Origin of the sequence: Tissierella praeacuta (assembly GCF_040396155.1) — a bacterium.
Classification (GTDB): domain Bacteria; phylum Bacillota; class Clostridia; order Tissierellales; family Tissierellaceae; genus Tissierella; species Tissierella praeacuta_A.
In genome coordinates, this window is record NZ_JBEBOY010000028.1 from 1 (window position 1) to 17,408 (window position 17,408).

A 17,408-nucleotide genomic window follows, 5' to 3' on the forward strand; every position below is an offset into this window, starting at 1 on the left:
GAACTCAGGTGATTGGAACTCAGGTAACGGGAACTCAGGTGATTGGAACTCAGGTAACGGGAACTCAGGAGTATTTTGTACAGAAAACCCTAAACTCAAAATCTTTGACACGGAAACAGATATGACAATAGATGAATGGAGAAGAACAAAGGCATCTGCAATACTTAGATGGAATTTCGAGTCTACAGTATGGATATATGCACAAAATATGACCGAAGAAGAAAAAGAACAATACACAGATTATGAAACATTAGGCGGATATCTAAAAGTATTTGAATATAAAGAAGCTTGCAAGGATATGTGGGACGTGCTTACAGATGAAGAAAAGCAAGAGATTAAAAACATTCCTAATTTTAATCCAGCTAAATTTGAAGAAATCACAGGAATTAAAATTAAATAGAAGGTGATCTTATGGAGATTAAAAGAGTTAGATTAATTACTAATGATGATTATAGAGATTTAATTAGATTTATTGAAGGGATTGAAATGGCACTAAAGAATAATCAAACAGATTTAGCTTTGAGCGGATTGTATTTTATGAAAGGTAGTTTGAAAAACAAAATTGAGGAGGAAATATAAATGATAAAAGATAGATTATTTAGTTTACCAAATGAGATAGAGAATAAGAAAGTAAAAATATTAAATGAAAGAGAAGAATTAGAAAATGATAGAGAAAAATTGAAGTTATGGGAAATAGATAAAATTGAATCAATAAACGATGCAGTCGACGATAATGGAAAAGCTTTATATTCAAATGATACTAAGCGAAAGATAGCATTAGAAAACATGAAATTAGAAGATAATGATTATTTAGAGTTAAGCGAAAAACTACAATCTAGAACATATCACGTAGCAAGGTTGGAAATTCAGTTGGACAAGCTATATAACGAGCAAAGTAATCTAAGAGCAATATGCAGATTGGAAGGTGGAGCAAATGAATATTAGGCTTCTCAAAGAAGATGAAATTGAATGCAGAGTTCAATCTATAAAAGAAAAGGGACTTATATTGCTACTCTACAAAGATGCTAGATGCGATATGAAAATACTAGATGAAACATTTGGGATATTCGGGTGGCAAAGAAAACATGAATTAATAAACGGAAATTTATTCTGTACAGTTAGTATATATGACAAAGAGAAACAACAGTGGATAGATAAGCAAGATGTAGGTACAGAAAGTTATACAGAAAAAGAGAAGGGACAGGCCTCAGATAGTTTTAAAAGAGCTTGTTTCAATATAGGAGTTGGGAGAGAACTATATACAGCACCTTTTATTTGGATAAACGACAACGGAGATATAGAAAAAAGTAAGTGTAAGTCTACATTTTCAGTAAAAGAAATTGGCTATAACGAACAAAGAGAAATTAATCATCTAGTTATAGTTGATAACAAAGGGAATGAAAGATATAGACTTAGAGGAAGTGTGAAGACTCCTGATACTGTAAAGGCTACTGGAGATAATTCAAATTCAACTGAAATGAAATGTAGTTCATGTGGAGTTGACATAGATCAAAGAGTATCAACATTTAGCAAAAATAAATATGGTAAGGAACTTTGTAGAGATTGTCAGACGAAAGAGAAGAAATAGGGGCGGTTTAGCCCCTTGGAGGTAGGTGAATAAATGTTTACCAAAATAGATGAATTAATTTGGACAGATGAAAAATATAAAAGTTTATCAGATGATGGAAAGTTTCTATTCTTATATGTATTATCTTGTCCTCATAGAAATATATTAGGATTTTACTTCCTCCCAATACCGTATGGATCATTTGATTTAGGATGGGAAAATGAACGGTTTACTAAAGGGTTAAAAGAACTGTTAAGTAATGGGTTTATTAACTATAACTTTAACACTAATATTATATTTATTAAAAATTTTTTAAAATACAATCCACTTGAAAACCCAAATCAAGTTAAGGGGGCAATTAAAGCCTTACAAGTATTGCCTACAAATAGCATAGATACAGAACTTGTAGATTATTTGAAAACAGTAGATAAACCCTTTATAGAACCCTTATTGAAACGGTTAGATGAACGGTTAGGTAAACAAGAAGATGTAGATGTAGATGTAGAAGTAGATGTAAAAGAAGATATAGATAAAGATATAGATAAAGAAAATATTATTATAATGTCTGATGATGAATCTAAATTTATAAATATACTTTCTAAAATACCTAATTTTCCTTTGGATAGAGAAAGAGATTTAGAAATGTATAAAACAATGCAAGAAAGATACCCAACGCTTAATCTAATTGAAGCTATAGAAGATTGGAGGCAGTATAAATTAGACAAGCCTTTAACTGTGAAGTCTAATCCTAGAAGTCAAATTAATACTAGCTTTAAGAATTATGTTAAATGGGGCAAATGTTTAAAGAAAGCAGGTGCAAGCAATGGAAAATATATCGGAGATATTGGAACAGAAAATCAAGGAAGCGAAAGAAAGGTCGACCTATCTCATATCGGGTTCAAAGGAACAGGAGAAATCGACGATTCAGACCTCATATGATTGTGAAATATGCAAAGATACCGAATGGATAGATATAAAGGATGAACTTGGATTAATAACTTCAACAAAGCCTTGTAAATGCGTAGAGATAAAACGATATAAAAGAATTTTAGAGAAGTCGGGAATTAGTAAAGATTTTCTTAAAATAGGGTTTAAGGAATTCGAAACGGAAGGAAAACATGAAACGGTAATAAAAGCTAAAGAAGCTGCAATATCATACTTTAAAAACTTTCAAGATATAAAGAATACAAGAAAAAATAGCATAACATTTTTAAGCAAGAACTATAAACTCAAAGACTTAGGACTTATAAAAACAGGAGTAGGAGCAGGTAAGACTCATTTAAGTATAGCACTAGCAAATAACATAATGAATAAGCACAGAATCGGAGTATTGTACATGCCTTATCGTGATGTAATAACTAAATTAAAACAAAACATGATAGATGAAGAATACTATCAAAGAGAAGTAGATAAGTTTAAAAATGCTAGTGTTCTGCTAATAGATGACCTATTTAAAGGCAAGATAAATGGTTCGGATATAAATATAATGTTTGAGATTATAAACCATAGATATTTGAACAATAAACCCATAATTTGTAGTTCTGAATTTGGAAAAGATGACTTGATATCATTCGACCAAGCAACGGGAAGTAGGATATTAGAAATGTCTAAGGATTATTTGGTTGAAATAGGATTAAGTAGAGAAGAACTAATTCAAGGTAAAACGATAAATTATAGGTTGAGTTAGGAGGGGATAAAATGAAACCTAAAAGACGAATATGGACCTTAGAAGATGAAATATTTATAGTCAAGAATTACGGGAAATTAACTTTTAGAGAAATGGCGGAAAGTTTAGATAGAACAATTAATCAAGTAAATAGTAAACTACAACAACTAGAAAGACGAGGATTAATTGAAAGAATAAACAGCCGAGCGGTAAAAGATAAAGTAAAAATTGAAGATAAAGAAGAAGGTTTGAATTTATCGGATCTAAAATTAAAGCTAGGAAAGAAATACAGAATCTCAATAAGAAAGAAATCGAAAAAGAAATATGAACCTTTCTTTGAAGGAACTATGATTCAAGATTGTAAGACTCATGTAACTTTTAAACATAGATTAGGATATCGTGAAAGCTTTTTAAAAGTTGATTTCCTAACAGGAGATTATAAAATTGAGGAGGTCAAATAATGCTAGATAAATATAAAGTAGCAGCTGAGATTAAAAAGAATAATCCAGAAATAATGCATAAAGAAGCAATGGAACTCTCTAAAGAGGCAGTAAAAATATATTTTGAAGATAATTGTACAGCGGATGAAGCTATAGAGAAAGCTAAGGAAATATTAGGAGCGGATTAACTTGAAAGAGTTAGAAAAGTTAATTAAAGAATTAGAAGATAGATTTGATAGGTGGAATCATTTAAAAATATATGGTGGTTCAGATCCATTTCATCCGGATGGAAGCAATATGCACTTGATTAGAAACCATATATTTCATTATAAGAGTCAAATAAAAGAACTATGTGATAAAAAAGGATTAGAATTGCCAGAGATATATTATAGAGAAACTCCACCAGAAGTGGATGATAAATATATGGCAAGAGTAGATGAAATCAGAAAAAACGCAAAGAGAGCATTAGCAGAATATAAAGCAAGCAAAGATTATCAGTACCTTATATCTGTAATTAGCAAACTTAATAAAAAGCAACTAGAACAGACTCTTATAAATAATGTCATTGGATATTGTAGAGGGTTAGAGAGTTTTATAGAAAAAGATGATTTAGTATCGATGAGAAGGCATGAAAGGTATGAGCATTATTTACAAAGTTTTTGGGAGTGCAGAAAAAGAGTTGAGAAGGTTTTAGAGGATAAAGAAGATGTTGGAAAAGAAAAACACATTCAGATATGTATGTTTTAGGAGGTAATTAAATGCTGAGAGCATGGAGAAGAAACAGAAAAGATGCAATGATAAAAGACGGAACATTCTTGAAATGGTATGTTTGGACAAGCATATTGGGAGGGAAATAAATTGAGAGTTTTCACAGTACCAGGACCACCAGTGGCAAAAGGTAGACCAAGGTTAGGAAAATATACAACATATACACCTACTAAGACAGTTAATTATGAGAATCTAGTCCAGTTTAGTTATATAGAACAATATAAAGATGCTGATCTATTAGGGGGAGATTTAAGTGTAACAATAAACTTTTACTTTCCGATACCTAAAAGCACTAGCAAAAAGAATAGAGAATTAATGTTGAAAGGCGAAATAAGACATAACAAAAGACCTGATATAGATAACTGTATTAAATCAATAACAGATGCATTAAACAATATAGCATATAAAGATGATGGACAAATAGTACAAATAATAGCTAGTAAAGTATATTCAGAAGAACCTAGAACGGAAGTGTGTATTGAAAAGATTTGAGGAGGTATAGAAGATGAACGACATAAATAATCCTCTTGAGGATATAAAAGTTGAAACGGCTTTAAGGTCAGAGAAAATGAAACTAGAATATAGAAAAGCAAATAATCCTGAGAATATTAACATTCTTGATTATACAGTTATAGCAGCATTAGAGAAACAGACAGCAAAGAAAGCTATATCTAAAGAAAGAGGAAACTTCACAACTTATGAATGTCCTTGTTGTGGAAGGTTATATTGGGAATATATAGATGACTATTGCAGTAGCTGCGGTCAAAAACTAGATGGGGAGTGTGAAGTATAATGTATTTTCTATTATTGATTTGTTCAGCAGCTTTAATATTAAAAGCATATTATGCAGCTCAAACAGATAATTTTATTCTATTCATAGTATGTATATTTATATCAAATATATTTACTCTTGTAGCTAGAAAAGAAAGGTGATAGGCATGAAATGCTATAGAACTAATTGCAAAGAAGAATGTAACGATATAAAGAAAATGTATTGTATATTTAGACTTAATAAAGAGCAACAAAGACTTATAAAAAAGATAAGTAAATATAATTTCTGTGATGAATGTGGAAGTATCGCAGTAAAAGCAAAGTATAGAGGTAAATATATAAACCTTTGTACTGAATGTGGAGTTAGAGGAGGGAAAGTAGCATGAGAGAAATTAAGTTTAGAGCGTGGGACAAATATAGAAAAGAAATGTTTGCCATATTTGATAGCGAAAAACAAGATAATTGGTTTTTGCCACTTTGGAAACTAAGACACGAAATTATGCAATATACAGGACTTAAAGATAAGAACGGTAAAGAAATATATGAGGGAGATATAGTAGAATTTGTTGATTGTCAGTATGAATCTGAAACACTATGCGTTGGGGAGGTAATATTTGAAGAATTTGGATGGCATTTTACAAATAGTATTACAGAGAGCAGCCTTTCTTGCTATGATTCTTCAGAAATTAAAATTATAGGGAACATATACGAAAATAAAGAATTATTGGAGGTGGAATAAATGGATAAATACAAAATTGGACAAGAGATAGTAATAACAGACAACTTTGAAATAGAAAGTTGGTTGAGTAAAAAGAAAGTAGAAGTGAAGAAAGATGATAGAGGGATTATAGATAGCAAGGGATTTGTACATTATACAACTGGACAAGCAAGAGGGATGGTACAAAAGTTAGACTGGGAAAACTTAAAGATAGAAGGCTATGACTATAGAAATATAGCAAAAATGGTTTATGACAAATTAAATTGGGACTTCAACCTATATGATGATTTTTTAGATGATTATGAGTTAGAAAAAGAGGATTTTATTAATGCGATAGAAGGTATATTGAGAAATATTTTATAAAGTGGAGGTAAAATAATGAGCGATAAAGAAAAGATTAAACTAAAAATAAATGAATTTATAAATAAAGCAGTAGATAAAGCAGATGAAGATGATAATCTAGATTATTTTAATATAGAGATAAATAATCACAATGGGACTTTGCAGATGGATATTAGCATGAGATATAGAGAGAAGGTGTATTAAAAAATGGATATAGTGAATGAAATTAATATTGAAGAACAGGAAAAAGAATTATTGAGAAAGCTTAATAAGCAACTAAGTGAAGCTAATAAAATAATAGCTAATCACAGAGCAAAAGAAATATTAAATCGAAAACAATTTGATTTCCACCTATCCACTACAAAGAAGGGCAATAAGTTTATAAAAATAATTTACGATAGTTACGAAGTTGGTGGATGGGTTGAAATTGGCAGAATACACTTATCTAAAAGTGAGTGGGTAAGGGATAGATTCAGCATTGAAGATATATTTGAAGAATTAAAGAATTAGTAAAATATTAACAACTAAATAAAATCCTACTATACCTATAGCGGATTACTAAATTAACTCTTATGAGTGTAGTTTAGTGTCCGCTTTTTTATTCTTAGAGAGGAGAATGAGAATGTTAGAAAAGCATCACATAGTATTCAAAAGTCAAGGAGGATTAGACTTTGAATTAAATTATAAATATTTAACAGCAGAAGAACATAGAGGGAATCTAGGACCACACTTAAATAGAAAGATTGATTTAGCTTATAAAATAGAAATGGAAGTTACATTAAGAAGAATACTAGAAAATGAATTTTACACCATAAAAGAATTAATTGATCTATTAGGATTAAAAGAAAGACAAGCATATAAGGCATTTAGAAAAGTTAATCAATACTTAGTAGGGATGAAGAAGGAAGATATTATTTACAGATTGATGGGAAATAGTTTTTATTTATAGGAGGGCTAATATGTATGATAAAGAGAAAATACATGACGAATTGATAAATCCATTAATGAAAAAGATAATTAAAATATGTGAAGAAAATGATATACAGATGATATGTAGTTTTGCGTTAAAAGAAGAAGGAGAAATAGTCTGTACAAGCTATGTACCTTCAAGTCAATATAACAACCTAAATTTAATTAGGGCATTAAATATTATATATAGGAGGTAACTATGCAGATACTTATAAATGAGATAGATAGATTAAGAAAAGACTTAAATGCTACAATAAAAGACTTAGAAACTAAGGGATACGATAAAGCCAAAACAGAACAAGAATATAGAGTAGCCTTATCAAAAGAACTTCTAATAAACAAAGATAAAGGTTTAGCAGCTACATTAAACAATGACGTATCAAGAGGAAATGAAATTATAGCAGAACTAAAATATAAAAGAGATGTAGCAGAAACTATGTATGAGGTAACATTAGAAAGGCTTAGAGCAATTAAAATAGAGTTAGGCATAGTAGAAAGACAGATAGAAGCTACTAGAAGGGGTGAGTAGATATGAACGATAAGCAACTAAGAAAAGCAAATTTTAAACTAATAGAACTAGAATTATACTGTTATCATGAAAATAAAAGAGAGTTAGAGTTATTAAGAGAAAGTATAGTAGAAGATACCGTATATCAAGAAGTAAGTGTTCAAAGCGGTAGTACAAGCGATATAACGGCAAATAAAGCTATTAAACTAGTGAGCAGTAAGGAAATATTAGAGCTAGAAAGAAGAATCAGAGGAATAGAAGAAGCATTAAATATAATAAAATTAGATGAAGAAAAATATAGATTGCTTAAAATGAAATATTTTGAAAGAAAGTACACAGATAGATGGATTTGGAGAGAATTAAACATAAGTGATAGAACTTTCTATAGATGGAGAAGGGAAATCATAGAAGTAGCAGGGAGTAGATTAGGTTGGAGAGTGTAGCAAATGAAATATTTGGCAGAAAGATGGCGGAATTGGACCCTAAATAAGTAGTATAATTGTATTGTAAGAAAGTGTCTCATAATGCAGGCACTATCTAAGATAAAGCAAGGTTTACGAAATAAGGCTACTCTGGACAAGTAGCCTTTACATACTAGCATAGCTCAATGGTGGAGCAACTGGTCCCGGGAGTAAAAGTACAGGAGGGTATAGGTTCAATTCCTATTGCTGGTACCATTATAATAAATTTAATTCGATTGAGACTTACTCGGTCGGACTAATAAAAGGTTCGGAGTACCTAACTCCAATAAAAGAGGATTTACCTATTTGGTAGGTCCTTTTTTGGTACATATAGATATTATCATAAATGAGGAGGCGAGAGTATGAATGTTAAGATAAAAAAAGGAAACCTAAAAGAACTTATAAACTTTGGATTTAAAGAAACAGAAGAATATTATGCTAGAGAAATAAAATACCCTGTTTTACTTTTAGTAGAAAAGAAAACTAGAATCCTTGTTGTTTTATCACCGCTCGGAGAGGCGGCATTTATGGAAAGCCATAAAGATAAATTTCAAGACTTAATAGATGCTGAACTAGTAGAATTTATAAAAGGAAAATATGATTGAGTGAATAAAGAGGTGGAAATCATGACTATAGGAGAAATACTAAAACATGAAGATATATATCAATATAATAGATTAATAAATATGTTCAAGACGAAAGAAAAACCTAAGAAGAAAATAAAGCTAGGCGACTCTATAGAAAATCTTATGAGAACAGATAGTTATAAGAGAGAAGGTAGAAGAGTTAAACAGAGAGGATGGAGTTAATGAAAAGGTTAACGTTAACATTAATCTGTATTTTACTATCATTAACATTAATTAGCTGTACTAGATATGAGCTAGTAGGCGAAGTAGATGCTGTTGTAATCAATAAAGAGCATAAAGAAAGTTACACAACAATGACTGTTATACCTGTATTCAACGGAAAAACTACTATGATGATACCAAGAACTCAATATCATCCAGAAAGACATTATATAGAGTTAAGATATAAAGATATGACAAAAACAATAGATAATGAAGAATTATATAACACTATAGATATAGATGACATTGTAAAAGTTAATATAAAGAAAAGATTATATATGAAAAATAGTTTGTCCCAACGGTGGGAGACTGGCATTTAATGTGTCAAAATAGCCATTCTCAAAAATAAAGAAAATAGATAAGTAGTACTAAAACAAACTAAATGTGAAAGATATATAAAGACCAATAATAAGGTCTTTTTTTAATACAAAGATTTAGAAGGGACTCCTTGCAAGGCATGCTCCTGCTCCTTCTAAAAAAACAAGGGGGGAAAATTAATGGATAGCTTAGTAGTAGTAAAGAAAAACGATATATTTACAGACAGTTTAATTATTGCAGAGGGTACAGGATATGAACATCATACTATTACTAGAAAGATAAGAGATTATATTAAGGATTTTGAGGAATTAGGGAAAGTTGAGTTTATGGATGAGACATCCATAAACCCCAAAGGTGGTAGACCAACTAGAATTTATTTACTAAACGAACCTCAAGCATCTTATTTAATAACTCTTTTAGAAAACAATGTAGTAGTGAGAAAGTTTAAACTAGCATTAGTAAAAGAATTCTACCGCATGAGACAATTCATCATAGAAAAACAATCTGCTGAATGGAAAGAATCAAGATCCATAGGAAAGAAAACTAGAAAAGACGAAACAGATGTTATAATGACTAAGCTAATTCCTTTAGCAGAATCCCAAGGTAGTAAGAATGCAGGTAAATTATATATGACTTATTCTAAATTAGTCAATTCAACATTAAATATAGAAGCAGGGCAAAGAGATAACCTACCTTTATCATATATAGATGCTATTAGATTCTTAGAAAGAGCAATAGAAAACATAATCTCTATAGAAGTAGATAAAGGTACTCATTATAAAGAAATATATCAGATATGTAAGGCTAAATGCAATATCATTAAAGAATTAGCTTTCTTACCTTCATTAAAACAAATAGCCTAATGTCGAAACTTGCGATAAATAAATGAAGGATTTTCTCCTTTCTTGTAGAATAAATAGAGAGAAAGGAGAGGATAGTAAATGGATTTAGATATTTTAATGGAGGCACTCAACAGTATAGATACAAGGCTTTCCAATGCAGAAAGTGAGTTAAGCTCCATAAGCAGTAATACATCAGATGCTTATTATTTAAATGAGAAGCTAGACAAGATTATTGGATTATTAGAAAAAATAGCTAAAAAGTAAGAATTGAGAGCCTAAACAAAGGCTCTTTTTTCATATTGTTAAATTCTTCCTATTTGATATAATAAAATTAAGAATAGGAGGGGTTTATATGAGAACTGCGGAATCAATGTTTAATTACTGTCTAGAAAATGACTTCGGGCAAGGCTCATTTAAAAAATGGGGTCCTAAACATTTTGCAATAATCGAAAAGAATCTACAACCTGATGAAAAAGTATTGATGACGTTTATAGGATTGCACAATTATATTAGCATGAGCAAACATGAAAATAACTTTGCTTACGCTATAACCAATAAGAGAATTATATTTGGGCAAAAGAAACTTTTAGCAGGTGAAATAGTAAAATCTATATCTTTAGACTTTATAAATGATGTAACGTTAGAAACAGCAACAGGAGTGGGATTACTAGCGAATGGAGTAATAACCTTTGATACCATGAAAGATACTTTTAATGTAATGGTAAATGCAAAGCAAGCAAATAATATATTGCAGAAGATACAAGGGATATTATTCGATAAAAAGAAATCTGATAGCAACGATAATAAAAAAGCAAGTGAAGCGGATGAGATAAGAAAATACAAAGACTTGCTAGATGACGGAATTATAACAGAAGAAGAATTTGATAAAAAGAAAAAAGAATTATTAGGTATATAGACATCCTTGATGGGTGTCTTTTTTATATGGAGTGATTAAAAGTGGCATTAAAGAAGTTGTGCAAATGTGGAAAAGTTATAGATTATAATCAAAAGTATTGCAGTCAGTGTAGTGTAAAATATAAACAAGAAAGAAAAGAATATCATAAACACTATGATAAATATATAAGAGATCAAGACGCAGCAGATTTTTATAATAGTGCAGAATGGGAAAAGGCAAGAGAATATGTAATAGCGAAGTATGAGGGATTAGACCTTTATGCTTTTTTTATTGAGAAGGAAATTATATATGCCGATACAGTTCATCACATAGAAGAGTTAAGAGAGAATTGGAATAGAAGATTAGATATAAGCAATCTAATTCCTTTAAGTAGAAGTAATCATAACAAGATACACAAGATGTATGAGAAGGATAGGGAAGGTGTGCAGGAGTTATTATTTAATTTGTTAGAAAGGTGGAAAGAAGAATATGGATACAAAACTTAAGTGCATAGAACAGGCAAGAGATAAAGCAGAGCGGGTGCGTAAGCAAATATTAAGGGGAGAAATAACTATCAACCAAGCTCGTAAAGAGTACGGCCTGAAACCAATAAATACAACATAGTGGGCGGGTAGGGGGGTGATGATAATTTTTAAATAAAGGGAAGGACACCACATGCCCTCTTTTCTTCCGCGGAAATTCCCTAAATGAAAAATTTTGAGGAGGTGAGAAGGATGGCAAGACCTAGAGAACCTATTGATTTGATAATAGCCAAGGGAAAGAAAAATCTAACTAAAAAAGAGATAGAAGAAAGAAGAGCACAAGAAATAAAAGCTCCTAACGATAAAGTTGAACCACCTTCTTATCTTCCAGATGAGCTAAAAGAAGAATTTACTAGAATAGCCAATGAATTAATTGATATTGATATAATGTCCAATTTAGATTGCGAGGCTTTAGCAAGATTTATTGTTTCTGAAAGTCAATATCAAAAAGTAAGTCAAAAGATATTAAAAATGAAAACTATAGGACCTACTTATATGGAACTTATAAAAACTCAAGAAAAGCTTTTTAAAATGTCAAGACAAGCAGCTAATGACCTTGGACTCACTATATCTAGTAGGTGTAAATTAGTAGTTCCTAAAAAGCAAGAGGAAATACCAAAAAATAAATTTGCTAAATTTATTTAGTAGGTGGCGGTATGACAGATAGAGTTACTAGATATGCATTAGATGTAATTGAAGGTAGAGAGGTTGTTGGGAAATATGTAAAATTGGCTTGTCAAAGACATTTAAATGACCTAGAACAATCACAGTATGCACCATACAGGTATAGGTTTGATGTAGAAAAAGCTCATGAAAATATAGAGTTTTTTGAAAGCTTAAAATTTACAGATGGTGGCCCTGAATTAGTAGGAAAGCAAGTAGAACTATTTCCCTTTCAAGATTTTATTGTAGGCTCACTGTTTGGTTGGATCGATAAAGAAACAGGATATAGAAGATTTAGAAAAAGTTATATTCAACTAGCAAGGAAAAATGCAAAATCATTATTAAATAGTGGAATAGCTATTAAGTTAAGTGGTTTTGATAATTATGCTAATGCTCAAGTTTATTGTACAGCTACAAAAATGAAACAAGCTAGAATAGTATGGGAACAGGCTAGGAAATTTATTGAAATAGAACCGGATTTAAAAGAGTTATTCAAGATTAGAGAGCATGATGCGGAAATAGAATGTTATCACAATGGTAGCAAGATAATGGCTCTTGGGAGAGATACAGGAACCATAGATGGGTTTGATCCTCATGGCGGAATAATAGACGAGTATCATTCTCACAAAACTAATCAAATGGTAAAACTTCTAGAAGATGGTTCTGTAAATCAAAAAGAAAGCTTAATCTCCATAATTACTACTGCTGGTTTTGATTTAAATGGTCCATGTTATAAAGAATGGGAATATTGTTGTAAATTATTAGATACTAGTTTGGGTTCGGACAATGAAGAGTATTTCATATATATTGCTCAAATGGATAAAGATGATGATATTTGGAACCCTGAAAACTGGATAAAAGCCAATCCTTTGGTGGCTAAACTCGAACATGGATTAGACAATCTAATGAGATTTGCTAAAGAAGCTAAAGAAAAAGGTGGAGAAGATTTAAGAAATTTCATAACTAAATCGTTAAACGCCTGGTATAAATTTAGTGAAGATCAATACCTGGATATAGATAACTGGAATGAATGTGCTTGTGATTTAACTTTAGAGGATTTCAGGGGTCGAGAATGTGTATTGGGATTAGACCTTTCAAGTGGTGGCGATCTCACATCTGGGGTTTTAGAATTTCCATATATCGAAGATGGCACTCCTAATTATTTTTTACATCATCATTCCTTTATGCCTAAAATGAAATTAAAAGAACGAGTAAAAACAGATAACGCTCCTTATGATGTATGGGTAAATGAAAAGTTAATTACTGTAACAAAAACTTTAGGAGGAGTTAAAACTGATTATAAATATATAATACAATATTATAAAGAACTTATAGAAGAATATGATTTGAAATTAAAGGCAATAGCTTATGACCCGCATAATGCAGATGCGTTTTTATCAGATTTAGAAGAATTTGGTGTAGACTGCATAGAGATAACTCAAAGTGCTAGAAACCTAAATACTCCTACAGAAGATTTTCAATTAAGTGTAGATGGGAAGCAAGTAAAATACAACAAGAAAGATGGCTTATTAAAATGGGCTGGTGCTAATGCGACAACAACAAGTAATAGCTTTGGAGAAATAAAACTAGACAAGGAACATAGAACAGAAAGAATTGACCCAATGGATGCGGCTATATGCTCACATAAAGTAGCAATGATTGGCGAGGTTTCTAAATTCGATATAAATGAATTTTCCGAATCAGATTTTTTAGATAAACTGTGGGGGTGATAAAAATAAAGAAACATATTGTTGAATATATAGAAGATATTTTTATAATAAGTGGCTTAATTTTAATAATTATAGCTACTTTTTTAGTATCTAAAATTATAGGAGTGTACGTCTTAGGATTTATATTATTTGGACTAGGTGTGTTCTTTTCTAGGCATCCACCAAGGAAGAAAGAGAGGTGATTAATAATTGATATTTAGAAATAGCTTTAGCAATGAAAGAAAAGTGGTTTCTTTAGAAGATGAAGAACTTTTAAAATGGCTTGGAATTGAGGTAGGCACTATAAACGTAAAAGGGAAAAATGCATTAAAAGAAGCTACTGTATTTGCTTGTATAAGAATTTTGAGTGAATCAGTTGCCAAACTACCTGTCAAAGTATATCAAGATACGAACGGCATTAAAAAAGCTACAGATCATCCTCTTTACACTTTAATAAAGACGAGACCAAATCCTTATATGACAACATTTAATTTCTTCAGTTGCTTAGAAGCTCAAAGGAATGTATACGGCAATAGTTATGCAAGTATTGAATATGACAGATATGGACAAGTGAAAGCGCTATGGCCTATAGACGGCGAAAAGGTAGAGATATGGATTGACGATAAGGGTTTACTGAATACTAGAAACAAACTCTGGTATATTGTGAATTTACCTGATGGGAGAAAATCTAAATTAAAATCTGATGAAATTTTACATTTCAAAGGTTTTACTTTAAATGGCGTAAGTGGAATTACTCCCCTTACTTATTTAAGGACCTTAATAGAAAATGGAAAATCATCAGAGGAATATATAAATAAGTTTTTTCAAAATGGGATGCAGACTAAAGGGATAGTTCAATATATTGGGGATTTAGATAAAAAAGCAGAGGAAGTCTTTAGAGAAAAATTCGAGAGAATGAGTAATGGACTTAAGAACGCTCACAGAATTAGCTTGCTTCCTTTAGGATATCAATTTCAACCTATCAGTTTATCCATGGCGGATGCTCAATTTTTAGAGAATACAGAACTAACAATTAGGCAGATAGCTAGTGGATTTGGTATTAAGATGCATCAATTAAATGACTTAGAAAGGTCGACTCATAGCAATATAACAGAACAACAAAGACAGTTTTACATCGATACACTGATGGCTATATTGACTATGTATGAGCAGGAATTGACTTATAAGCTATTATTAAATAGTGAGTTAGCAGATGGATATTATTGCAAGTTTAATGTTGATGCAATTACAAGAGCAGATATTAAAACCAGATACGAAGCTTATAGAATTGGTATACAAGGCGGATTCCTTAAAGCAAATGAAGTTAGGGCAAGAGAAGAAATGCCAGCAGCAGAAGGCGGAGACACATTATTAGTCAATGGTAATATGGTTCCTATCACTGAAGCAGGGGCAGCTTATAAAAAGAAGGGTGGTGAGTAGATGGCGAAAAAGATAAATATCAAAGGCCCTATTATACCAAGCAGTTATCAGAGAGTATATGATTGGTTTGGCATTGAGGCGACTAGTCCAAAAAGAATAGGCGATTTACTTGAAGAAGCTAATGGCGATGATGTGGAAGTTGAAATCAATTCAGGTGGCGGTAGTGTACCCGCGGGTTCAGAAATCTATACTGCGTTAAAATCATATAAAGGAAACTCCAAGGGTAAGATAGTAGGGTTAGCAGCAAGCGCGGCAAGTGTTATTGCAATGGGATGTAAACATTTAAGTATGTCACCTACAGGTCAATTGATGATACACAATAGTAGCACTTCTGCATCTGGCGACTATAGGGATATGGAACATACTGCTGAGGTACTCAAAACTGTAAATGAGACAATAGCAAATGCTTACAGACTTAGAACAGGCAAGACTCAAGAAGAGTTACTTGCATTAATGGATAATGAGACATGGATGTCAGCTAAGAAAGCAAAAGAATTAGGTTTTATTGATGAAATAATGTTTGAAAACGAAAACCAATTTGTTGCAAATTTAAGCAATTCAGAACTACTACCGCCTGAAGTAGTGAATAAGGTTTTGAATATAATAGCAAAAGAAACTGAGGAAGAAGAAATAGAAGAAATTGAAGGTGCTAACAACGAAATAGAATTATTAAAGGCAAAACTAGCTCTAGAAATTGAAGCTAGTTATTTTAATTTTTAGGAGGAATAGTAAATGACTAAAGAAATGAGAGAATTTCTAAATAAACTACAAAATAAACAAAAAGAAGCAAATGAGTTAATGAATAAAGAAGGAGTTACAGCAGAGGAAATCAATGCAACTACAGAAGAAATAAAAGCTATTAAAGCCAAAATTGAAGCGTTAAAAGAAATTGAAGATGAGGGCGAATTTGATGAAGGGATAATAGTAACTGATGAATTAGAAGAGGGTAAGGAGTCAAAAGTTACTGCTGCAGGTGCATTTGTAAATGCTATGAAGTCTATCGCTGGATATGCTAAAGTATCAAATGAAGAAAAAGAAATCCTTAATGCTACTACAATGACAGAGGGAGTTAAAGAAGATGGCGGATTAACTGTTCCGCAGGACATAAGAACTAAAATAATGGAGTTAAGAAGAAGTTACCCAGATGCACTAGAAAACTATGTAAATGTAGAGAGGGTTAATACCTTAAGTGGTTCTAGAGTAATAGAAAAGGAATCCGACTATATTCCATTTGACAATGTGGAAGAAGCGGCAGATTTTCCAGAAATGGAAGCTCCAAAATTTGAACAAATAAAATATGAAGTGAAGAAAAAAGGAGGCATCCTTAAATTCTCGAGAGAGTTATTACAAGATACAGCAGAGAATATAACTGGATATATAAGAAAGTGGGTAGGTAAAAAAGCTAAAGTAACTAGAAATGCTTTAATTTTAAAAATCTTGAATGAAGATTTTGGAGCTACTAAAACACCAGTTAAAACACTAGATGATTTGAAAGATATATTCAACATTAATCTAGACCCCTCCTTTGAACTAACATCTGTAGTAATAATGAATCAAGATGTGTTTAATCACTTAGATAAGTTGAAGGATAAAGATGGGAAATACGTATTACAACCAGATCCAACAAAAGCAACTCAAAAGTTATTGTTTGGTAGATACCCTATAGTTAAAGTATCAAACAAGACTATTAAGACTACCAATAATAAGGCTCCTATCTACTGCGGAGACTTAAAAGAGGCTATTACAATATTTGATAGAGAAACCTTAACAATTGAATTCAATGACAAGAGCGACAGTACTTGGGTCAAAGATTTAATGGGTATGAAAGTAAGAGAAAGACTAGACATTAAATCAATAGATAAAAAGGCTGTTGTAGTCGGTGAGTTTGATTTAACAGTAACACCTGAGGTATAGGAGAGAAATAAACTCTCCCTACTATGT

The 17,408-nt window shown here is 31.3% G+C and carries 34 protein-coding genes and 1 tRNA gene; all 35 read left to right on the forward strand.

Translation table 11 applies throughout. The features are described 5' to 3' along the window. On the forward strand, window positions 1-400 hold a 400-nt coding region (locus ABWP20_RS12685), incomplete at its 5' end, for a pentapeptide repeat-containing protein (RefSeq protein ID WP_353096185.1). An 11-nt stretch (window positions 401-411) separates the two neighbouring features. Continuing rightward, window positions 412-579, forward strand: a complete 168-nt coding sequence (locus ABWP20_RS12690; protein WP_353096186.1) for a hypothetical protein — start codon at window positions 412-414, stop codon at window positions 577-579. After that, window positions 580-945 carry a hypothetical protein gene (locus ABWP20_RS12695; RefSeq protein WP_353096187.1) on the forward strand — a complete coding sequence of 122 codons (366 nt, stop codon included), beginning with the start codon at window positions 580-582 and terminating at the stop codon, window positions 943-945. Next, a complete protein-coding gene (locus ABWP20_RS12700; RefSeq protein WP_353096188.1) occupies window positions 935-1,588 on the forward strand; it encodes a hypothetical protein in 654 nt (217 codons plus the stop codon). The genes ABWP20_RS12695 and ABWP20_RS12700 overlap by 11 nt, the downstream gene beginning before the upstream one ends. A 33-nt stretch (window positions 1,589-1,621) precedes the next feature. Then, window positions 1,622-2,506: a hypothetical protein gene (locus ABWP20_RS12705; protein WP_353096189.1), complete on the forward strand. Its 885-nt coding sequence runs from the start codon at window positions 1,622-1,624 to the stop codon at window positions 2,504-2,506. Continuing rightward, window positions 2,391-3,254, forward strand: coding sequence for an ATP-binding protein (locus ABWP20_RS12710; protein ID WP_353096190.1), 864 nt, complete (start codon window positions 2,391-2,393; stop codon window positions 3,252-3,254). The genes ABWP20_RS12705 and ABWP20_RS12710 overlap by 116 nt, the downstream gene beginning before the upstream one ends. A gap of 11 nt (window positions 3,255-3,265) precedes the next feature. Then, on the forward strand, window positions 3,266-3,694 hold the full coding sequence (locus ABWP20_RS12715; protein ID WP_353096191.1) for a hypothetical protein: 429 nt from the start codon (window positions 3,266-3,268) through the stop codon (window positions 3,692-3,694). Further along, window positions 3,694-3,861, forward strand: coding sequence for a hypothetical protein (locus ABWP20_RS12720; protein WP_353096192.1), 168 nt, complete (start codon window positions 3,694-3,696; stop codon window positions 3,859-3,861). The genes ABWP20_RS12715 and ABWP20_RS12720 overlap by 1 nt, the downstream gene beginning before the upstream one ends. Before the next feature lies 1 nt (window position 3,862). Continuing rightward, window positions 3,863-4,420: a hypothetical protein gene (locus tag ABWP20_RS12725; protein ID WP_353096193.1), complete on the forward strand. Its 558-nt coding sequence runs from the start codon at window positions 3,863-3,865 to the stop codon at window positions 4,418-4,420. Between the two features lie 111 nt (window positions 4,421-4,531). After that, complete coding sequence (locus ABWP20_RS12730) at window positions 4,532-4,933, forward strand: RusA family crossover junction endodeoxyribonuclease (protein ID WP_353096194.1); 402 nt, start codon at window positions 4,532-4,534, stop codon at window positions 4,931-4,933. Between the two features lie 13 nt (window positions 4,934-4,946). Next, a complete protein-coding gene (locus ABWP20_RS12735) occupies window positions 4,947-5,234 on the forward strand; it encodes a hypothetical protein (protein WP_353096195.1) in 288 nt (95 codons plus the stop codon). After that, on the forward strand, window positions 5,234-5,374 hold the full coding sequence (locus tag ABWP20_RS12740; RefSeq protein WP_353096196.1) for a hypothetical protein: 141 nt from the start codon (window positions 5,234-5,236) through the stop codon (window positions 5,372-5,374). The genes ABWP20_RS12735 and ABWP20_RS12740 overlap by 1 nt, the downstream gene beginning before the upstream one ends. Before the next feature lie 5 nt (window positions 5,375-5,379). After that, window positions 5,380-5,598 carry a hypothetical protein gene (locus ABWP20_RS12745; RefSeq protein ID WP_353096197.1) on the forward strand — a complete coding sequence of 73 codons (219 nt, stop codon included), beginning with the start codon at window positions 5,380-5,382 and terminating at the stop codon, window positions 5,596-5,598. After that, on the forward strand, window positions 5,595-5,951 hold the full coding sequence (locus ABWP20_RS12750) for a YopX family phage-derived protein (protein ID WP_353096198.1): 357 nt from the start codon (window positions 5,595-5,597) through the stop codon (window positions 5,949-5,951). Before ABWP20_RS12745 ends, ABWP20_RS12750 begins: the two co-directional genes overlap by 4 nt. Further along, window positions 5,952-6,293, forward strand: coding sequence for a hypothetical protein (locus ABWP20_RS12755; protein ID WP_353096199.1), 342 nt, complete (start codon window positions 5,952-5,954; stop codon window positions 6,291-6,293). A gap of 15 nt (window positions 6,294-6,308) precedes the next feature. Beyond that, a complete protein-coding gene (locus ABWP20_RS12760; protein ID WP_353096200.1) occupies window positions 6,309-6,476 on the forward strand; it encodes a hypothetical protein in 168 nt (55 codons plus the stop codon). Between the two features lie 3 nt (window positions 6,477-6,479). Then, on the forward strand, window positions 6,480-6,782 hold the full coding sequence (locus tag ABWP20_RS12765) for a hypothetical protein (protein WP_353096202.1): 303 nt from the start codon (window positions 6,480-6,482) through the stop codon (window positions 6,780-6,782). A 112-nt stretch (window positions 6,783-6,894) separates the two neighbouring features. Next, window positions 6,895-7,221, forward strand: a complete 327-nt coding sequence (locus ABWP20_RS12770) for a hypothetical protein (protein WP_353096203.1) — start codon at window positions 6,895-6,897, stop codon at window positions 7,219-7,221. Between the two features lie 10 nt (window positions 7,222-7,231). Continuing rightward, a complete protein-coding gene (locus ABWP20_RS12775) occupies window positions 7,232-7,438 on the forward strand; it encodes a hypothetical protein (protein WP_353096204.1) in 207 nt (68 codons plus the stop codon). 2 nt (window positions 7,439-7,440) lie between these two features. Then, the gene (locus tag ABWP20_RS12780; RefSeq protein WP_353096206.1) at window positions 7,441-7,770 is read left to right on the forward strand and encodes a hypothetical protein; all 330 of its coding nucleotides are present in this window, start codon (window positions 7,441-7,443) and stop codon (window positions 7,768-7,770) included. A gap of 2 nt (window positions 7,771-7,772) precedes the next feature. Next, the gene (locus ABWP20_RS12785; RefSeq protein ID WP_353096207.1) at window positions 7,773-8,192 is read left to right on the forward strand and encodes a DUF722 domain-containing protein; all 420 of its coding nucleotides are present in this window, start codon (window positions 7,773-7,775) and stop codon (window positions 8,190-8,192) included. Window positions 8,193-8,342: 150 nt separating this feature from the next. Further along, a tRNA-OTHER gene (locus ABWP20_RS12790) sits at window positions 8,343-8,426 on the forward strand. Window positions 8,427-8,572: 146 nt separating this feature from the next. Further along, window positions 8,573-8,815 carry a hypothetical protein gene (locus ABWP20_RS12795; protein WP_353096208.1) on the forward strand — a complete coding sequence of 81 codons (243 nt, stop codon included), beginning with the start codon at window positions 8,573-8,575 and terminating at the stop codon, window positions 8,813-8,815. 21 nt (window positions 8,816-8,836) lie between these two features. Beyond that, entirely contained in the window at window positions 8,837-9,019 is a 183-nt protein-coding gene (locus ABWP20_RS12800) for a hypothetical protein (protein ID WP_353096210.1), read from the forward strand. Further along, complete coding sequence (locus ABWP20_RS12805; protein ID WP_353096211.1) at window positions 9,019-9,378, forward strand: hypothetical protein; 360 nt, start codon at window positions 9,019-9,021, stop codon at window positions 9,376-9,378. The genes ABWP20_RS12800 and ABWP20_RS12805 overlap by 1 nt, the downstream gene beginning before the upstream one ends. A 177-nt stretch (window positions 9,379-9,555) precedes the next feature. Continuing rightward, a complete protein-coding gene (locus ABWP20_RS12810; RefSeq protein WP_353096212.1) occupies window positions 9,556-10,239 on the forward strand; it encodes a Rha family transcriptional regulator in 684 nt (227 codons plus the stop codon). Window positions 10,240-10,317: 78 nt separating this feature from the next. Beyond that, on the forward strand, window positions 10,318-10,482 hold the full coding sequence (locus ABWP20_RS12815; RefSeq protein ID WP_353096213.1) for a hypothetical protein: 165 nt from the start codon (window positions 10,318-10,320) through the stop codon (window positions 10,480-10,482). Window positions 10,483-10,570: 88 nt separating this feature from the next. Then, window positions 10,571-11,134 carry a PH domain-containing protein gene (locus ABWP20_RS12820; protein WP_353096214.1) on the forward strand — a complete coding sequence of 188 codons (564 nt, stop codon included), beginning with the start codon at window positions 10,571-10,573 and terminating at the stop codon, window positions 11,132-11,134. A 41-nt stretch (window positions 11,135-11,175) separates the two neighbouring features. After that, complete coding sequence (locus tag ABWP20_RS12825) at window positions 11,176-11,619, forward strand: HNH endonuclease (protein WP_353096215.1); 444 nt, start codon at window positions 11,176-11,178, stop codon at window positions 11,617-11,619. Between the two features lie 228 nt (window positions 11,620-11,847). Next, window positions 11,848-12,300, forward strand: a complete 453-nt coding sequence (locus ABWP20_RS12830; protein WP_353096217.1) for a phage terminase small subunit P27 family — start codon at window positions 11,848-11,850, stop codon at window positions 12,298-12,300. Window positions 12,301-12,311: 11 nt separating this feature from the next. Then, window positions 12,312-14,048, forward strand: coding sequence for a terminase large subunit (locus ABWP20_RS12835; RefSeq protein ID WP_353096218.1), 1,737 nt, complete (start codon window positions 12,312-12,314; stop codon window positions 14,046-14,048). After that, window positions 14,045-14,230 (forward strand): hypothetical protein, encoded by a 186-nt coding sequence (locus ABWP20_RS12840; RefSeq protein WP_353096219.1) that lies wholly within the window; start codon window positions 14,045-14,047, stop codon window positions 14,228-14,230. Before ABWP20_RS12835 ends, ABWP20_RS12840 begins: the two co-directional genes overlap by 4 nt. Before the next feature lie 7 nt (window positions 14,231-14,237). Beyond that, window positions 14,238-15,467: a phage portal protein gene (locus ABWP20_RS12845; RefSeq protein WP_353096221.1), complete on the forward strand. Its 1,230-nt coding sequence runs from the start codon at window positions 14,238-14,240 to the stop codon at window positions 15,465-15,467. After that, a complete protein-coding gene (locus tag ABWP20_RS12850; RefSeq protein ID WP_353096222.1) occupies window positions 15,468-16,187 on the forward strand; it encodes a head maturation protease, ClpP-related in 720 nt (239 codons plus the stop codon). 12 nt (window positions 16,188-16,199) lie between these two features. Next, window positions 16,200-17,381: a phage major capsid protein gene (locus ABWP20_RS12855; protein WP_353096223.1), complete on the forward strand. Its 1,182-nt coding sequence runs from the start codon at window positions 16,200-16,202 to the stop codon at window positions 17,379-17,381. The last annotated feature ends 27 nt before the right edge of the window (window positions 17,382-17,408 follow it).

What these genes read in the sequence shown, in the direction of transcription:
- ABWP20_RS12690 (WP_353096186.1), top strand. Translation starts at nt 412, where the DNA reads ATGGAGATTAAAAGAGTTAGATTAATTACTAATGATGATTATAGAGAT.
- ABWP20_RS12695 (WP_353096187.1), top strand. Translation starts at nt 580, where the DNA reads ATGATAAAAGATAGATTATTTAGTTTACCAAATGAGATAGAGAATAAG.
- ABWP20_RS12700 (WP_353096188.1), top strand. Translation starts at nt 935, where the DNA reads ATGAATATTAGGCTTCTCAAAGAAGATGAAATTGAATGCAGAGTTCAA.
- ABWP20_RS12705 (WP_353096189.1), top strand. Translation starts at nt 1,622, where the DNA reads ATGTTTACCAAAATAGATGAATTAATTTGGACAGATGAAAAATATAAA.
- ABWP20_RS12710 (WP_353096190.1), top strand. Translation starts at nt 2,391, where the DNA reads ATGGAAAATATATCGGAGATATTGGAACAGAAAATCAAGGAAGCGAAA.
- ABWP20_RS12715 (WP_353096191.1), top strand. Translation starts at nt 3,266, where the DNA reads ATGAAACCTAAAAGACGAATATGGACCTTAGAAGATGAAATATTTATA.
- ABWP20_RS12720 (WP_353096192.1), top strand. Translation starts at nt 3,694, where the DNA reads ATGCTAGATAAATATAAAGTAGCAGCTGAGATTAAAAAGAATAATCCA.
- ABWP20_RS12735 (WP_353096195.1), top strand. Translation starts at nt 4,947, where the DNA reads ATGAACGACATAAATAATCCTCTTGAGGATATAAAAGTTGAAACGGCT.
- ABWP20_RS12740 (WP_353096196.1), top strand. Translation starts at nt 5,234, where the DNA reads ATGTATTTTCTATTATTGATTTGTTCAGCAGCTTTAATATTAAAAGCA.
- ABWP20_RS12745 (WP_353096197.1), top strand. Translation starts at nt 5,380, where the DNA reads ATGAAATGCTATAGAACTAATTGCAAAGAAGAATGTAACGATATAAAG.
- ABWP20_RS12750 (WP_353096198.1), top strand. Translation starts at nt 5,595, where the DNA reads ATGAGAGAAATTAAGTTTAGAGCGTGGGACAAATATAGAAAAGAAATG.
- ABWP20_RS12755 (WP_353096199.1), top strand. Translation starts at nt 5,952, where the DNA reads ATGGATAAATACAAAATTGGACAAGAGATAGTAATAACAGACAACTTT.
- ABWP20_RS12760 (WP_353096200.1), top strand. Translation starts at nt 6,309, where the DNA reads ATGAGCGATAAAGAAAAGATTAAACTAAAAATAAATGAATTTATAAAT.
- ABWP20_RS12765 (WP_353096202.1), top strand. Translation starts at nt 6,480, where the DNA reads ATGGATATAGTGAATGAAATTAATATTGAAGAACAGGAAAAAGAATTA.
- ABWP20_RS12770 (WP_353096203.1), top strand. Translation starts at nt 6,895, where the DNA reads ATGTTAGAAAAGCATCACATAGTATTCAAAAGTCAAGGAGGATTAGAC.
- ABWP20_RS12775 (WP_353096204.1), top strand. Translation starts at nt 7,232, where the DNA reads ATGTATGATAAAGAGAAAATACATGACGAATTGATAAATCCATTAATG.
- ABWP20_RS12780 (WP_353096206.1), top strand. Translation starts at nt 7,441, where the DNA reads ATGCAGATACTTATAAATGAGATAGATAGATTAAGAAAAGACTTAAAT.
- ABWP20_RS12785 (WP_353096207.1), top strand. Translation starts at nt 7,773, where the DNA reads ATGAACGATAAGCAACTAAGAAAAGCAAATTTTAAACTAATAGAACTA.
- ABWP20_RS12795 (WP_353096208.1), top strand. Translation starts at nt 8,573, where the DNA reads ATGAATGTTAAGATAAAAAAAGGAAACCTAAAAGAACTTATAAACTTT.
- ABWP20_RS12800 (WP_353096210.1), top strand. Translation starts at nt 8,837, where the DNA reads ATGACTATAGGAGAAATACTAAAACATGAAGATATATATCAATATAAT.
- ABWP20_RS12805 (WP_353096211.1), top strand. Translation starts at nt 9,019, where the DNA reads ATGAAAAGGTTAACGTTAACATTAATCTGTATTTTACTATCATTAACA.
- ABWP20_RS12810 (WP_353096212.1), top strand. Translation starts at nt 9,556, where the DNA reads ATGGATAGCTTAGTAGTAGTAAAGAAAAACGATATATTTACAGACAGT.
- ABWP20_RS12815 (WP_353096213.1), top strand. Translation starts at nt 10,318, where the DNA reads ATGGATTTAGATATTTTAATGGAGGCACTCAACAGTATAGATACAAGG.
- ABWP20_RS12820 (WP_353096214.1), top strand. Translation starts at nt 10,571, where the DNA reads ATGAGAACTGCGGAATCAATGTTTAATTACTGTCTAGAAAATGACTTC.
- ABWP20_RS12830 (WP_353096217.1), top strand. Translation starts at nt 11,848, where the DNA reads ATGGCAAGACCTAGAGAACCTATTGATTTGATAATAGCCAAGGGAAAG.
- ABWP20_RS12835 (WP_353096218.1), top strand. Translation starts at nt 12,312, where the DNA reads ATGACAGATAGAGTTACTAGATATGCATTAGATGTAATTGAAGGTAGA.
- ABWP20_RS12850 (WP_353096222.1), top strand. Translation starts at nt 15,468, where the DNA reads ATGGCGAAAAAGATAAATATCAAAGGCCCTATTATACCAAGCAGTTAT.
- ABWP20_RS12855 (WP_353096223.1), top strand. Translation starts at nt 16,200, where the DNA reads ATGACTAAAGAAATGAGAGAATTTCTAAATAAACTACAAAATAAACAA.